This is a genomic window from Stutzerimonas tianxiuensis (assembly GCF_053470365.1).
Genome location: NZ_JBPVWS010000007.1, coordinates 36,781 through 52,798 on the forward strand (window position 1 = coordinate 36,781; position 16,018 = coordinate 52,798).

General features: G+C 57.6%; 10 protein-coding genes and 1 pseudogene. 1 reads left to right on the top strand and 10 read right to left on the bottom strand.

Annotation, left to right across the window (positions count from 1 at the left end; translation table 11 throughout):
• Positions 1 to 201: 201 nt before the first annotated feature.
• The 10 genes and pseudogenes from ACSSNI_RS10685 to ACSSNI_RS10730 all read right to left on the bottom strand — a co-directional run bounded on the left by ACSSNI_RS10685 (position 202) and on the right by ACSSNI_RS10730 (position 13,843).
• Positions 202 to 2,724: a S8 family peptidase gene (locus ACSSNI_RS10685; RefSeq protein WP_200640276.1), complete on the bottom strand. Its 2,523-nt coding sequence runs from the start codon at positions 2,722 to 2,724 to the stop codon at positions 202 to 204.
• A 512-nt stretch (positions 2,725 to 3,236) separates the two neighbouring features.
• Positions 3,237 to 3,803 carry a DUF1993 domain-containing protein gene (locus ACSSNI_RS10690; RefSeq protein WP_200640274.1) on the bottom strand — a complete coding sequence of 189 codons (567 nt, stop codon included), beginning with the start codon at positions 3,801 to 3,803 and terminating at the stop codon, positions 3,237 to 3,239.
• A gap of 110 nt (positions 3,804 to 3,913) precedes the next feature.
• Entirely contained in the window at positions 3,914 to 4,297 is a 384-nt protein-coding gene (locus tag ACSSNI_RS10695; RefSeq protein ID WP_200640272.1) for an ACT domain-containing protein, read from the bottom strand.
• A gap of 230 nt (positions 4,298 to 4,527) precedes the next feature.
• A complete protein-coding gene (locus ACSSNI_RS10700) occupies positions 4,528 to 5,136 on the bottom strand; it encodes a hypothetical protein (RefSeq protein WP_200640264.1) in 609 nt (202 codons plus the stop codon).
• A 778-nt stretch (positions 5,137 to 5,914) separates the two neighbouring features.
• Positions 5,915 to 6,547, bottom strand: coding sequence for a hypothetical protein (locus ACSSNI_RS10705; protein ID WP_200640262.1), 633 nt, complete (start codon positions 6,545 to 6,547; stop codon positions 5,915 to 5,917).
• Positions 6,548 to 7,041: 494 nt separating this feature from the next.
• A complete protein-coding gene (locus ACSSNI_RS10710) occupies positions 7,042 to 7,617 on the bottom strand; it encodes a hypothetical protein (protein WP_200640260.1) in 576 nt (191 codons plus the stop codon).
• A gap of 271 nt (positions 7,618 to 7,888) precedes the next feature.
• The gene (locus tag ACSSNI_RS10715; RefSeq protein WP_200640258.1) at positions 7,889 to 8,887 is read right to left on the bottom strand and encodes an NAD(P)H-quinone oxidoreductase; all 999 of its coding nucleotides are present in this window, start codon (positions 8,885 to 8,887) and stop codon (positions 7,889 to 7,891) included.
• 282 nt (positions 8,888 to 9,169) lie between these two features.
• Positions 9,170 to 11,215, bottom strand: a complete 2,046-nt coding sequence (locus ACSSNI_RS10720) for a hybrid sensor histidine kinase/response regulator (protein ID WP_200640256.1) — start codon at positions 11,213 to 11,215, stop codon at positions 9,170 to 9,172.
• Positions 11,216 to 11,399: 184 nt separating this feature from the next.
• A pseudogene (locus ACSSNI_RS10725) lies at positions 11,400 to 11,594 on the bottom strand (DUF2934 domain-containing protein).
• A 158-nt stretch (positions 11,595 to 11,752) separates the two neighbouring features.
• The gene (locus ACSSNI_RS10730; RefSeq protein ID WP_234484688.1) at positions 11,753 to 13,843 is read right to left on the bottom strand and encodes a hybrid sensor histidine kinase/response regulator; all 2,091 of its coding nucleotides are present in this window, start codon (positions 13,841 to 13,843) and stop codon (positions 11,753 to 11,755) included.
• Between the two features lie 374 nt (positions 13,844 to 14,217).
• On the opposite strand from ACSSNI_RS10730, the gene ACSSNI_RS10735 reads away from it, so the two are divergent.
• On the top strand, positions 14,218 to 16,008 hold the full coding sequence (locus ACSSNI_RS10735) for a sensor domain-containing phosphodiesterase (RefSeq protein WP_200640254.1): 1,791 nt from the start codon (positions 14,218 to 14,220) through the stop codon (positions 16,006 to 16,008).
• The last annotated feature ends 10 nt before the right edge of the window (positions 16,009 to 16,018 follow it).

The following is a 16,018-nucleotide window of genomic DNA, read 5'->3' on the forward strand; positions in this document are numbered from 1 at the left end:
GAAACGGGCCGGCATGATACGGCAGGTGCCATGCTGGAACGCGCATGCTGAACGGATCGATGCTGGGTCTAGGTGTCATGATCGAGTTGCGAACGCAGACCCTGGAAGTAGAAAGACGCTGAAAGCAAAGACGGCATACAAACGGATCTTTACCGCGCAAAGAAAAAACCCCGCCGAAGCGGGGTTTTCTTTGCCTTTCGATCAGAAGCTTGATCCTACGGAGAACATGGCAACATGGTCGGCCTTGGCGGACGCATTGTGCCCAGGCTGGTCCATGCGCATGAGAGACAGCTTGATATCGCTGAAGGCGCGGCTTGATGTGGCGAAGTAAAGCTCGGTGTTGATCTGACGGCCAGTCGGTGCAAGATCCACATTGACGGAGCTCGTGGTGTAGGCGCCGTTCTGGTAGCCATCGATGAAGCTGAGGCTCGTGTAGGCGGACTCAACCTTGAGCGGCTGCGCAACGATCAGACCGAATTGGCGAATGCCGTGATCGAACTTCCCACCCACCATCCAGCTACTGGTAACAACGGTGTCGACGCCGCTGATCAGGCCACGAGCAGATACGTCGCTCTGGCCCATGTAGGCGCTGTGGAAAAGCGTCATGGCGTTGCGCTTGTACTCGCCACGCACACCGACGAAGCGGGTTTCGGCTTTGTCGCTAAAGCCAAGCGCGCCGTTGGTCTCGGTACCGAACAGGCTGTCCTTGCCATTGATCAGGCCAACCTCCAGCACCGGGGCGTAGGCGTCAGCCAGATTGTAGCTATAGGACATCGCCGCACCGGCGCGCTCAGCTGAGCTCATCGCGGTGAAGGACAGGTTGCCACCTGCCAGGCCGAAGCCCTGTTGCAAGCCGACCGCGCTCTCGTCCCGTTCACTCATCCAGTAAGGCGCAGCGAAGCTAACTTTTTGCTGCGACAGCCCGGAGAAGTTCAGGCCGCCTGACAGCACGTCCACATCGGAAACCATACCGAAGCGCGTTGTCAGACCGTCTTCGTCAGCAAAGCCCATCACCATGTTGTCCATGGCGCCGCCGTCGACTCCGCTATTGCTGAATGTCAGCGTCATGCCGCGTCCAGCGCTGACCTGACGAGGCACCTGCCTGGCCATCCGGTCAGTTGCGCCGACGAGATCATATCGGTAGTTCTGGGTCTGAACCACGCTGCCCAGGTCGGTAATGAACCCTGCTCCCTGAACATCAAGCGCCATGACCTGCACGCCTGCGAGCGGGTTGCTGTCGCCGAATGCACCGCCCATCTGCAACGTTGTGGTCGACAGCGGTGCGGCTTCACCCGAAGCACTCACCAGGGATGTCGTTCCCAACGGCATGGAAGCCTTGTCCGCGTCCATCAAGCCTTGACCATACAGATCTGCGTCTGCATACACGCCCATTTTGTTTGCAGTGACAAACAGGCGAGTCACGATCTGCTCATTGGTGAGCATCGGGAATGCGTCTTTCAGCACAGCGAGTGTTCCGGTCACGGCCGGAGCAGCCATGGAGGTACCGGTCAATACGGCGTAGTAGTTATCGCCTACGTTTGATGGTGCTGCGATATTGGTGCCTGGCGCAGAGATACACCACTCTTTCGCGTCACCACATCGCTGTGATGTCGCGTGCAATTGGCCGGTGCTGGAGTCGACGTTTGCTACCGCAACCCAGTTAGCTTTTAGCTCAGGAAAAAGTTGGGGAAGTGCCGCATACAGGCTCGGCTGTTTGTCAGAGCCTGCGTTGCCATTCGCCCAGACGTAGATCACATCGTTCTGAGCACCAAGACGAAACTCATCGATCATGGGCCTTATACCCGCTTCAACCTCAGCGGCCGTGAAAGTTGATGCGTAAGCACTAGGCCCATAACTGTTATTGACGAAGTCTGCGCCTTTCCCACGCGCCCAGCGAAAAGCATCTGCGAGCTGTTGGGGACTGACACTCAGATCGCCGTTGGCGTCGCCAATGCGTGCTCCCAGCAGTTTGGTATCCGGGGCATAGCCGACGCCCATGTAAGCGTTGGCTTTAGCCGCAATAATGCCCGCTACGTGGGTACCATGCCCGTCAAAGTCACCCGCATCAGCGGCCAGCTCGCTGCCGGTGAAGGCGTTATAAAAGCCGGAGAACTGGCCGCTCAGTTCGGGATGATCGCTATAGAACCCGGTGTCCAAGACGGCAACCTGGGCACTAGCACCGGTATAGCTCCGCGAATGGGCTGTCTGGATACCGGTGATCTGCATGCCCCCCGTGAATGCGTATTCTCCTGCAGTAGGAGTCGAAACGGGCGATGGGGCCGGGCTTGTTACAGGTTGCTTGACGATCGGAGTGACCGGATCGGCTATAGGAGGCGCAACGACGGGCGGAGGTGGCTCTGTAGCGGGAGGAGAGCTGCTTCCACCACCGCCACCACCACCACCACCGCCACCTGCAGCGGCTGCAATGCCGCCCACCCCAACGGCAACCAGCCCAACCTGGACCAGCGTATTGCTGAAAATGCTACCGGTGGTCGTAGCGCCAGCGGACGCGGTTTGCATGCCGAGGTCGGCGAGCCGAGCCTGAATCTGCTCTGCGCTGGCAGCAGTGATGAGGTTCTGTTCGGCCAAGTACTCAGATGCAGACTGAAGGGTCACAGCCTGCTCAGGTGTAACGACCTTGGCCAATACCTCGCTCAGGGCCTGGGGGGATCGCTCAGCAGCAACAGCCAGGTTCCGCGCCAAAGACGCTACTTCTGGAGTCACGGAGGGGCTCGTAGAGGCAGCGGCACCCGCAGCCTGACCGATGGCCACCGCATGTGAAATCGGAGAGGCCGCCAAAGCCAAGCAGACAGCTGATGCCAGGAGATTCTTTTTCATCAATTTTTACCGTTAAGCCCGCACGTACCATGAAAAGCCTTCTCAAACCCGAGCGCCTCGAGCGCTGGTCGTCTCGAGAATGCCGTAATTGCTGGAGAAATTAGACGTGGTTGAGACCTGACATCTATCGGTAAAAACCCTTGATCGCTTTATGAGCAAAGCGGAACTGGTTCACAAAAAAAAGCGACCATTCGTCAGTAGAAATGAGGAGGAAGAGCGAGCGATTCTGGCGCAAAAAGACTGATACGGGCGCGACAGTCGCTAAGGGTCGCGGACAATGGTTGGTGGAGCGGGCTGACAGATTTCTAAAGCGGCAGGAGGAACGACATATATCAATCTGCTTCATTCCTCCTGGTTGTCAGTTCACGTGCGTGATGCGGAACTCACAGCAGGACTCACTAGCCCTTCGGAATGGTTTCCGGACGCACATAGGGCAGCATGTGCGCCACATAGTCCGCCTTGCCGAGATTGATGCCTTCTTTACGCAAGATCGAATACGCGGTCATGACGTGAAAATAGAACTGACCCAGCGTCCAGTCACGGGCGTATTGGTCTGCGGTGAGATCCAGGACCATCCCGTTCGGGAGTTCATGGGCGATGGGCTTATCCCCAGCCACATCGAGCGCATCGGCTGCAAGGCTGTCGAGCACCGCCACCGTCTCATTGATCCGGGCATACGCTTCAGCGAGCGATCCGGGGCTTTTGACAGCCTGACGCCCCTCGTTCAGTAGTTCGTTGATAGCAGGCGGAAACGCCTCTCCCCTCAGCCGGCACATGGCTTCTCGCGCCTGCACACAGGCAAAGCGAACCTGCGTCGACAGCGGATACATGTCGGGCGCCAAACGTGCGGATAACAGTGCTTGTGCCTCTGTTTCCGGTAGCTGGGCCTGCGCCTTCTTTAGCCAGCCTGCGAGGGTTTTGAGCATTTGCGTATAGGTTGGGACGAGCAGTGTCGTTAGCTGCATGGCTTCGCACCTTGGGGAATTGGGAGGTAACGTCGAAGAAGGTGACAGGGTGTTATGAAGCAAGCTACCTGAAAGGTAGATAACCGTTCGCTTTTCCCTACTCAGAGTTATCAGTCCAGGAGGCGGTGACCCGCGTCTTTCAGAACCTCCACGGCATTTTCAAGATTTATCGACTTGACCAGTATGTAGTCGGTATCGAACGTGCTCACCGCGAAAATGCCGATAGCGGCAGCCGCGAGTGGGTCAAGCAACGAGGCCAGGACACCCGTCTGATCAAAGGCGAACGGACCCTGCACCTTGATCACGCGCCAATCGCTGTCTACTCGGGCTAAACCGGTTGCGGCACCCTCAGCGCAGACAATCGAAAGCTCATCATCCGTCCGGGTGATCGACATAAACCCAGGCGCCGCCAAAACCTCGTTCGGCAGGTCAGCATCCCGCTCCAACTGTGCAATCACGAAGTTTTGGGGGAGGACGGAAAAGGCGTGGTTCATGTCAGGTCACCTGTGAGTAAGCGAGCGGGCGCGGAAAGGTAGGACATAGGCGACCCGGCAAATAACGGCGAAGTATAAATCTGGCCTTTTTTAGGTGTTGCCATCAGACAGTAGCGCGTGGACAAGCAAAGCGTTGTCCACCCTACGTCACTACCCTCGCCTGCTCCGCCGTGCCTCGGCATCACGTAGGGTGGAAAACGGCGGAGCCTTTTCCACGCGTTTGGTCCAGGCTACCTCGCTGGTCTATCAATGATTTCTGCAATATCAGCAATACTTCCGATGGTAAGCAGGACAGGAGCCAGTTGCGCAATTGGAGCTTGTGGATGCCACGCAAAACGCCACTCGTGTTGCAAAATGAATCGGAGTGGTTTGGAGAATACTGCGCCTAGGTTGCTTTTGCCTCCATAAACGACAGCGGCATCAATGCCCGCCCACTGAGGCAGCATTAGCTCGGCTGCTGAGTGAAACCTTTCGCAGAAATCTTCCACGTCATGGATGACGAGACAGGCATCTGTTTCGGGAAAATCGTCAAATAGATGTTCATCCCAGCGCTTGGAAAAGCAGGTGGTTAAATAGTTTGTTCCGACCTCTGACCGATAGACGACCTCGCCAATTGGCTTGATTAACTGCCCTGTGCGCTCAACGGTGATCGATACCGAACCGGCCTGAGATTGGTTGGTCCGAACCAACTCGTCATCGTGTCGTGCTGCGTCAGTTTCGTGTTGCTTATAGTCAGACGCGGGCCGAAGACGAAATTCTCCTAGCTCAAGAGACCGCTCTAGCCATTTTCTTTCTGAGTATCGATAGAGCTTCGGCGGGCGTGTAAGGTCGATTTCCATAAACTCCTAACGTTTGGTTAAGGGCGGGTTTTAGCCGGTCCCAGTGAACGAAGCGAACGATTTAAAGCAGTTGTTAGCGGAAATCTTGCTCAAATTAGATAACTGTTTTTAGCGCTTTTAGTTGTTCTAGTTCTCTCTTATGCATTTCATGCAATTCTGAGCTGAACCATTTGTAGAAGGACGAAACAAGGTTCTGATATTCAGCTACTAAAGGCTTTAACTCAAAATAACTGCCGTGCTCTTTCATGTATTCTTTACTTTGGATGACCATCCCTTCCAATCGCTCACGCTAGATGTTCTAAAGAGTATTTTTATCTCAGGAGATTTGTTTGCACCTATTTCAAAGCGCTCTCTTATAGTGGAAGGAGGAAGCCCAAGGTGCATTAAGTAGTTACGTAGGTCTAGAGTCATTTTGAGACGCGCTGTCGACAAATGATGACTTTATTCTATCTTGATACTTTCGATAAAGATCGTCACCCGCGTGCCACTGCTCTACGTAAGCCCTCGTGTGATCGACGAGAAATTTTTTTGCGGCAAGGTAGTTATGGAATAGCCAGATAAATTTGCTTGTAACTCTTCGGTTTTCTTGCCTAGTGTTTGCTTTATGTAGAAGTCTACTAGCTCAGCGAGCTACCTAAAATTACCATCGAAAACATAGATACTCTGCTCATGAGACTTTCTTCGCTGGAGATATTTAGGTCCAGGGTTTTCTTCGAGTTTTGCTTTTAATCGTAAATATCTGTCTGCGCGGTTTTTCATAATGGATTCTGCTAACGCTTCAATAACCGGCGCGCTTATTTTGCGCGCCGGGCGCCGATAGCCGCGAAGTTAATTGACTTGTTACATGCTTAACCCAATCCATTTGCTTCTCATATATTCTTGGTAGTGGGTGGTAGTAAGAATATTTACTATTGGCCTTAAGAAGACCCAACGGGGTTTCGATAGATAGTGACTCAACGGCTTGCTTGGCCAGTGGCGCTAGGGCTGAATTGACCCCCAAGCCAAAGATGACAGGTACATTCTTAACGACTAACTGATCCAATTCAGTTTTACGGGTTGATGTAAAAATAGAATGATTTACAGAGTTAGATTCTCCGGATTTAATGAATTTATATAAGGTATTTGAATTAGGGGTTCGAAGGTCAGACAAATTGAGGATCCTTGCATAGTCAATACTTCCGGAATCCATAACTTTCATGGTCTGCTGCTGCGTATTGTCTGGCTTTGCTTCAGTTGGTAGCGAGTTACTATAAACGCCATCTAGAGGGTAAGAGGAACCAGGATTCATCATAACGATCATGAGCTCTGGCACACCTTTCAAAGAATCCATGCGCTTGATACCGAGATACTTTCGACACTTATAGCCGCTTAGTTCGTAAAACAATCCTGTGACTTCAAATGTAGCGCTCAACTGGATTCCTTGATTTCATGTAACGTTTGGTTAAGGGGCGGGCTTTATCCCGTCCCAGTGAGCGAAGCGAGTGATTTGAACAAATTTTTATAAGCTGTTCGGCCAAGGAAATTCAAACTCTTGTTTTTCCTAATTGAATCGATAAAGGATCATCCCTCCCAACCGCATCCACAACGATGTTTCTGTGATAATCCCTTTCAGGAATGCTACAAAGCGTTTGCCCTGCACAGAAAGCATTTAAATTATTATGAATAACTAGCGCATTGAAGGAATTTCGACTCGCCTACGATTTGCGCCAACTCCCATACCTTACATTCTTCTGGTAACTCAATATAAATCTCTAACGGACCAGCTTGGTCATCTTGAGCGCAGCAAGCTTGGCGTGATAATTTAATTTTCATGTGTGCTTATAACGGTTCAATAACCGGCAACTGTAACGTAGCGAAGCGTAAAGTAAGCTGTCCGGCGCCTCAGGCGCTTATTTAATTGGATTATTATGCATTTGATACAATTGCTGAAAAGGCAAGAGATACTGCTTGCTTTATCATTTGTTTACTCGTCTCAGATGACAATTCTTTAGACTGCCTCAACAACCAGGAACCAATACTAGTAGCTGATTCATCTTTAATAACTGACGGTAAAGTATGAAGGCTTTCAAATATCTTTGGGGTCAGTCTGACTCCGTCATAGAAATCAAATACCACGCTAGTGATGTGATCTTTTTTCTTCTCTAATCCATCATCGTCTAGAAAAAATATGGCTTGCTCATTACACTGCTGCTCCACTTTCTGCGCGGTAAAATACCCTGCTTCATAGAGCCAGCTTAAAGTAGCTGAACGCAGCTTTGTATCCTCTTTTAAATCGGGAATGCTATCTTTGATTCGTGATATTACTTCGTTTTGGGTGTTTTTTCCCGAGCCTGGAATCTCGATGAATCTAAGCTGTCGTTGATCCCAGTTGCCTGATAGCTCTGGATTCAATGAAGATATAGAGCGACTAATAGGGAAGCTCTCGAACAAGCACCCCATGTACTCTGCAAATAGGCTGTCGAATTTATCTATGTTAGACATAAATTGCACCTTTTCTTGGGTAACTTAACTAGACACCAAGTTGTGTAAGACGCCCAACGGGTCAGGTGTATAACATCCCCAATGTCGGCTAGCCAAACAAACAGCTCTAGCATAGGCACTTTAACGTTATTGGCACCTGCCCGGAAAGTTATACCCCATTGCGCTAACCGGCCGGACTTCCGCCACTTCATGTGCGTCAGCAACTAGTCAGCAGTCCCGCAAGGGCCGGTAGTTACCGGCCCAGTTCCAGCCGTTCCAGCCGTTCCAGCCGTTACTGCCCAACCTCCAACATGATCTTCCCGATGTGCTTGCTGCTTTCCATCAGCCGGTGCGCTTCGGCGGCTTCTGCGAGGGGGAAGGTGGCGTGGATTACGGGGTGGCACAGGCCCTGGTCGAGCAGCGGCCATACCTTGTCATGCAGGGCCTTGGCGATGTCGGCTTTTTCCTCGCGGCTGCGGGGGCGTAGGGTGGAGCCGGTGAAGGTGAGGCGCTTGCGCATGATCGGCATGGTGTCGAGTTCAACGCGGCTGCCTTTGAGGAAGGCGATCTGTACCAGTCGGCCTTCAACGGCGAGGGATTTAACGTTGCGGGGGATGTAGTCGCCGCCGACCATGTCGAGGATGACGTCGACGCCGTTGCCGTCGGTGGCTTGCTTGAGCACGTCGACGAAGTCTTCTTCGTGGTAGTTGATCACCCGGTCCGCACCGGCACGCCGACAGGCGTCGGCCTTTTCGCTGCTGCCGACCGTTGTGTAGACCGTGGCGCCGAACTGCTTGGCCAGCTGGATGGCGGTCAGGCCGATGCCGCTGGAGCCGCCGTGCACCAGGAAGGCTTCGCCGGGTTGCAGGCGACCGCGCTCGAACACGTTGCTCCACACAGTGAAGTAGGTTTCCGGCAGGGCGGCCGCTTCCAGCAGTGACAGCCCGGCGGGCACCGGCAGGCAGTGTTCAGCCGGGGCTACGCAGTATTCGGCGTAGCCACCGCCAGGGGTGAGGGCGCAGACCTGATCGCCGACTTTCCAGCCGCTGACTTCGGCGCCGAGGGCAACGATTTCACCGGAGATTTCCAGGCCGAGCAGCGGCGAGGCGTCAGGCGGAGGCGGGTAGCTGCCGGTGCGCTGGAATACATCCGGGCGGTTGATGCCGGCGTAGGCCACACGCACCAGCACATCCTGCGGGCCGGGCTCAGGCACGGGCCCTTCGGCCATCCGCAGGCACTCGGCGCCGCCGCCGGGACGGTGATCGATATGTCGCATGGTTTCTGCACTCATCAGCTGTTTCTCCTTTCGAGGGGCTGGACCCTGTGAACCTGCTGCGCTAAGCCATGCTGCATTCCGAGCAGCCTGACGTTCGCTCGCTAGCGGTTCACTGGGGCTGTGTGGCCGCGTTGATTGAATGGTCTGGTCGGTACACGGTAGTGCCCGCGTGGCGCGGCGCCAACCTTGATTGTTCAGCGCAAGCGTTGCGCTTCACTGAACGTAGCGCAACGGCTAGGCGCGGCTGGCGCGATTCAGCAACCCGGGTGCCCGAACCGCGCTGCAGCGGGGCGCGGCTCAACGGCCATGCGGACTCAGCATTTCCCCGACCTTGAGGGCAAAGGCGTCGATGGCGAACGGTTTGGTCATCACGGCCATGTCCGGGCCAAGCAGGTCGTTGGCGGCGAAGCTTTCGGCATAGCCGGTGGCGAAGAGCACTTTCAGCCCAGGGCGTTGCTGGCGGACGATTTCGGCAAGCTGCCGGCCGTTCATGCCGGGCAGGCCAACGTCAGAAACCATCAGGTCGATCCGCTGCTGGCTTTCGGTGATCTCCAGCGCTTCGGAGGCTTCGCCGGCTTCAAGTGTTTCGTAGCCAAGGTCATTGAGCACTTCGACCACCAACGAGCGAACCACGGGCTCGTCCTCGACCACGAGGATGGTTTCGCCAGTGCCCTGTGGCGTGCGTTCAGGCTCCACTTTTACCGGGCTCATGGCACCGTGGTGAACCGGCAGGTAGAGGTACACGCTGGTGCCATCGAAGGGCTTGGACTCGAGCTGTATGTAACCTTTGGCCTGCTTGATGTAGCCGTACACCATGGAAAGCCCGAGGCCGGTGCCCTGGCCGATCGGCTTGGTGGTGAAGAAGGGTTCGAAAGCGCGCTCGACCACTTCAGGCGCCATGCCGGTACCGGTATCGGTCACCGATAGCAGCACATAGTCGCCCTCGGTCAGTCCGCGGCGGGCGGCATCTGGCTCGCTGCCCACCTGGACACTTCGCGTGGACAAGCTGACCCGACCACCATGGGGCATGGAATCGCGTGCGTTGATCACCAGGTTGATGACGGCGCTTTCCAGCTGGTTCATGTCCATGCAGGCAGGCGGCAACCCGGCACTGAGCTGGGTGACCACTGCGATGTTTTCGCCGGTGGTGCGATGGAGCAGGTCTTCCAGCGAGGCGACCATCTGGTTGACGTCCACCGGCCTGAGGTCGAGCGCCTGCTGACGGGAGAAGGCCAGCAGGCGTTGCGTCAGTGCCGCGGCGCGCTGGGCGGAATTAACGGCGGCGTTGATGTAACGCTCGTGATCCTGCTCGCCGCGCGCGTGGCGACGCTGCATGAGGTCAAGGCTGCCGATGATGCCGGTCAGCAGGTTGTTGAAGTCGTGAGCGATGCCGCCGGTGAGCTGGCCGACGGCATCCATCTTCTGCGCCTGGCGTAGCGCTTCCTCGGTCTGACTGTGCTCGGCGACTTCGGCGGCCACGCGGGCTTCGAGGTCTTCGTTGAGCTGGCGCAGCCGGGTCTCGCTGATGCGAAGGGCGTCTTCAGCGTGCCTGCGGGCGCTGACGTCGGTGCAAGCACCGGCCATGTAGGCGACCTTGCCGCTGGCATCGCGAAAGGTTTTGGCCTTGCAGGCCAGCCATTGTTGCGGGCCCGGCCGGGCCAGGCGGAACTCCACGGCGACGTCCTGAGCCTGGCTTTGGTTGTTGAAGACGAAGCGCACCTGCGTGCGGTCGTCAGGGTGCACCTGCTCGATAAAGCGTTCGAAAGTGTCGAGCTTCATCCCCAGCGGCAACTGAAGGATCTGCTCCAGCGCACTGTCGAGGTAGAAACCGCCATCGTCCAGATACCAGGTAAAGGTGCCTGTACCTGAGGCCAGCAGGGCGGCGCGAAATCGCTCTTCAGAATGGCTCAGGGTGGCAGCGTCCTGCCTGAGCACCTGCTCGGTGACATCCTGCGTCTGGTGGATGATGCAGGTGACCTCTCCCTTTTCGTCCAGCACCGGCACGTTGATCGGGTTCCAGTAACGCACTTCGAAACCACCGCCTTCGGACGCGCGCCGAGGAATGTCGTACTTGGTGGTCGCCATGCGATCCGGCGCGCGGGTCTCCAGCACCCGCTCAAGCGATGCGCGCAATACTCCGGGCCCGGAGGCAGCCGTTTCGTCCGGGTTGTTGCCGAAGACCTCGAAAATCGAGCGACCGATGCAATCCTCGCGGCTGATATTGGTCGCCTGCAACCGTACTTCACTGGCTGCCAACATGATGAACTCCGGGTCTGCGGAGAGGATCAGGTTGATATTGGGAAGGGCTTCGAAGATTGCCTGGAAGTCGAGTGGCTGTTTCATCGGGACGGTCGGGCCTTATGGATGGTTTTGGCGCTGAGCGGCGAGTAAACCGACAAGGCGAAGAAGCGACCGAGTTTCCATCGGTCGCCATGACGGACCAGGGCCGACCCCACCGCATGGGCGTATGCCACGCTGTGTTCGGTGCTGGTCGGGGTGGCATCGGACCTGAGCCAGAGGCAAATCATTACCCGTCTTCACGCTTGGGCATTGGAATCGCGACGCTGCTCTCGACGCTGCCTGCGGTGGCATCGCCTTCCTTGTAGAAGGGCTCCAACTCGTCACGGGCCTGCGCCTAGTGCTCCTGCTCCTGACCTTCGGGACGGCCCTTGGCTTCCCATATTTCGTGGGCGCGTTCGCGGATACGCTGTTCGTCAGCCATCTACTTACCCTCGCTGTGCTGTCCGAAGCGCCGTTGCAAAGCGTCTCGGCTCGATTAGGTGCTTTTCACACCAGGTATTCAGCAGAGGCAAGGAGCAGGCAGATGGTTCCAGTGCAAAACAGGTTAGCCGACGAAAGCCCTAGTGAAAGGGTCGGAATTCAGCGCAGCGTGGCCGACTGTCCGATGAGCTCGTGCATCCGCTCGGCCAGATCGTTGACCGAGAACGGTTTGGTCAGCACCGCCATACCCGGCTCAAGCCGACCGTTGTGGAACAGGGCGCTCTCGGCATAGCCGGTGATGAACAGCACGCGCAGATCGGGTCGACTGAGGCGGCCGGCGTTGGCAAGCTGCAGCCCGTTCATGCCGCCCGGCAGGCCGAAATCGGTGACCAGCAAATCGATGTGCACACCGGACTGCAGCACTTCGAGCCCGGCGATCCCGTCTGCCACCTCAATGGCGCGATAACCGAGGTCACCCAGCAGGTCGGTGACCAATAAGCGCACCGTCGGCTCATCATCGACCACCAGCACCGTTTCGCCTCGCTGCGCGGGCAGCATGGGCGGCAAGCCGGGTGAGTCGCTTTCGCCTTCGGCGATGCCGAGGTAGCGCGGCAGATAAAGGCTGACTGTGGTGCCGGCACCCAGCTGTGAGTGGATACGTACCTGACCACCCGATTGCTGGGCGAACCCGTAGATCATCGACAGACCGAGGCCGGTGCCTTCGCCCATCGGCTTGGTGGTGAAGAACGGATCGAACGCCTTGGCCAGCACCTCGGGCGACATGCCGGTGCCGCTATCGGTGACCCGGATCGCCAGGTACTCGCCTTTTGGAATGTCGTGCTGGCGGGCGCTCGCGGTATCGAAGACCCGGTTGCCGGTTTCAACGGTGATGCGACCGCCCTCAGGCATGGCATCGCGGGCATTGAGGCACAGGTTGAGCAGTGCGTTTTCCAGTTGTGACGGATCGACCAGCGCTGTCCAAAGACCCGCAGTGCAGAAGCTCTCCACCACCACGTTCGGCCCGACGGTGCGCTGGACCATGTCGAGCATGCCGCTGACCAGCTTGCCGGCATCGATGGCCTTTGGCGCCAGGGTCTGCCGACGGGAAAAGGCCAGCAGACGATGCGTCAGCGCCGCGGCCCGCTTGGTGGCGCTCTGCGCGACCAGCAGGTACTTTGCGACGTCGCCGATGCGCTCCTGCCTGACGCGGGTCTCGATCATTTCCAGGCTGACCGAGATGCCCGCGAGCAGGTTGTTGAAGTCGTGTGCCAAACCGCCGGTGAGCTGGCCTACGGCTTCCATCTTCTGTGCCTGACGCAGCTGTTCATGGGTCGATTCGAGCTGCGCCTGTCGCGCCTTTTCCTCGGTGATGTCACGGCCGGTGGCGTAGGTCTTGTTAGCCGCCGGGGCGGCGACCCATGAAATCCAGTGTTCCGCCCCGTTCTTGTGCCGATAGCGATTGACGATCCGGGCCGGGTCGCCACCGGCGGTGGCCAGGTAGGCATCAACGGTCAGCGGATGGTCTTCTTCAGTGATGAACTCGTTGACGTGGTGCCCGATCAACTCTTCGGGCTGGTAGCCCAGCACAGTCGTCCATGCCGGATTCACACGCTGGAAGATCCCTTCGAAGTTGATCACCACCATCAGATCCGGCGAGGTGTCCCACATCAGGTTGCGCTCCTCCGTTCGGATGGCAACCTCGTGGACCAACTGCTCGTTCATGTCACGCAATTGCTGTTTGGCAATTAGGCGCTGCTGCTCGGCGATTACCTGACCGGTGATCTCGATGCCCTGGTTCAGCAGGCCGAGGATGCGGCCGTCTTCACCAAAAATCGGCGTAGCGCTGATGTTCCAGTAGGTAACCTCGGGCTGGCCGTTGCGCACCATTGGCAGCTCGACCCTGTTCTGTGCGAAGCCTTCCCCAGTGCGCATCGCATGATGAAAAGGTGGCGCCACCATGTCCCAGACTTCACCCCAAACCTCTGTCACTGGCTGGCCCAACGCGGCGGGATGCCGATCGGCCATGGAAGGGATGTACGTGTCGTTATAGAGCATTCGCAGCTCTGGTCCCCAGAGCACCGTTCCCAGCAGCGGTGAATTCAGGCAGGCACCAACCATTGAGCGCAACGACTGCGGCCAATCCTCGATCGGGCCGAACGGCGTGGCCGCCCAGTCATGGCTGCGCATCAACGCGCCCATCTCCCCGCCACCGGAGAGAAAAGCAGGCACCTCATCTATCGCGTCAGGCATGTCCGGGCATCGTCCTCTGGAGCCGCCACCGGGTGTGTGGGTGGCTCCTGCTGCTGGTTGTCGGCTGTCGAACCCCACCGGGTCCGAATTCAACCTAAGGGGTGAGGTTTGGAAAACGATGTGGCCAAGGCGTTCCAGAGCGACACCGAAGAGAGAATCCTACACATACGCGAGCGTGGATCCGAGACGAGGACGCCCACGCCTACACCACGGCACCTCTTGTCGGCACCTCGTCAAGGAACAAACGCACCGGTCGATATGTTGGCAAGAGGTTCTGTTGTGCTGATTCCTTGGGCCTGTCCCTGATGTCGCACAACCCATTCCGGACGTCGCGCTGACAGTTCGGTCCATTTGAATTTCCAGGCAGTGATCGTATGGCTGGTGCTCCAATCCCGATAAATGAAGCGCAGCGTCAGTTGCAGGTGACGCAGTTGTGCCGGCTGGATACAACGCCCGACGAGGTGTTCGAGCACATCGTGAGCATGGTGGCGGCGTATTTTCAGGCGCCGATCGCATTGATCTCGATCGTCGACGAACAGCGCCAGTGGTTCACCGCGCGGGTCGGGCTGCTGGCGCAGGAAACGCCGCGACAGGACTCTTTCTGCGCCTATGCCATTCTCGCCAACGAGCCGTTCCAGGTGCTCGATGCCACCCGGGACGCACGTTTCCAGGACAACCCGCTGGTCACCGGTGAGCCGGGCATTCGTTTCTATGCGGGCATGCCCCTGGTCACGCCGGAAGGGCTGGGCCTGGGCAGCCTGTGCATCATCGACACCCAGCCGCGGCGGGCGATGACCCCGCAGGAACTGTCGATGCTCGAGCATTTCGCCAAGCTGACGATGGCGCGCATCCTGACCCTGCGTCGCACCAACTTCATCGACGCATCCACCGGATTGCTCAACCGCTCGCGGCTCGAGGATGACGTGGCGCGGGCAGCCTCAACCTCTCAGAGCAATGTACTGGTCGTGGCCGATGTGATCGGGCCGATGCTGCTGAATGACATCATCAAGGTGCTGGGTCACAGCTTTGCCCAAGCGCTGATGCTGCGCATGAAGCAGACGTTGCAAGCGCAGCTTCCCGAACCGTGCGGGCTGTATTGCATCAGCCCGAGTCGTTTTGCCTTTCTGATCCCGGACGGGCCTTCCGGTGAACTGACCCAACTCTATGACCGGATCATCGCGGCGTTCGACGCGCCAGTGCAGTGCAATTCGATTCCGATCAAGACCCAGATCGGCCTTGGCGTGCTGCCGCTGCACAGCGGCGTGCTGGAGCAGGACTGGCTGCGCCTGGCGATCACCTCGGCTGACGACGCACGCGACCGTGGTATCGGCTGGTCGCCTTACGAGTCCCGACTCGATGCAGTGCAGCAGCGTGCCTTCACCTTGCTCAGTGGCCTCGCCGAGGCGCTGCACGGCGACGGTCAGCTGCGGTTGGTCTACCAGCCGCGCATCAGCCTGGACGACGGGCGTTGCACTTCGGTGGAGGCGCTGCTGCGTTGGGATCACCCGACGCTCGGCGCCATCGGCCCGGCCGAATTCATTCCGCTGGCCGAGAAGACCGCGCTGATCCGCGAGCTGAGCCTGTGGGTGGCCGAGCAGGCCGTGCTGCAGGCGGCAGCGTGGCAACGCCAGGGGGCCAGGTTCAAGGTGGCGATCAACGTGTCGGCGTCGGACCTGGACAGCCCAGCCTTTGCCAATCGCTTCATCGAGTTGCTGAACAGCCAGCACATCGACCCGACGAGCCTGGAGGTGGAGTTCACCGAAAGCGCGCTGATGCGTAATCCGGGCGAAGTCAGCCACCAATTGCAGCGTTTGCGCTCATTGGGCGTGGAAGTGGCCATCGACGATTTCGGCACGGGCTACAGCAACTGGACCTATCTGCGCGACCTGCCGGCCTCGACGGTCAAGCTCGACCAGTCGTTCATCCGCCACCTGGGTGACGACGAAAAGGATCGGCGGCTGGTACGGACCATCATCGACCTGGCCAAGCGCCTGGAGCTACGCGTCGTTGCTGAGGGCATCGAAACCCAGGCGATCTGCGAGCTGGTGGCCCAATGGGGGTGTGACGAGGGGCAGGGCTATTACATCGCCCGACCCATGGCGCCCGAGTTGCTGCTGGGTTGGACTGCTCAAAACGCGCTGACAGCTCAGGGCAGCGCAGGCTGAATCACTGCGA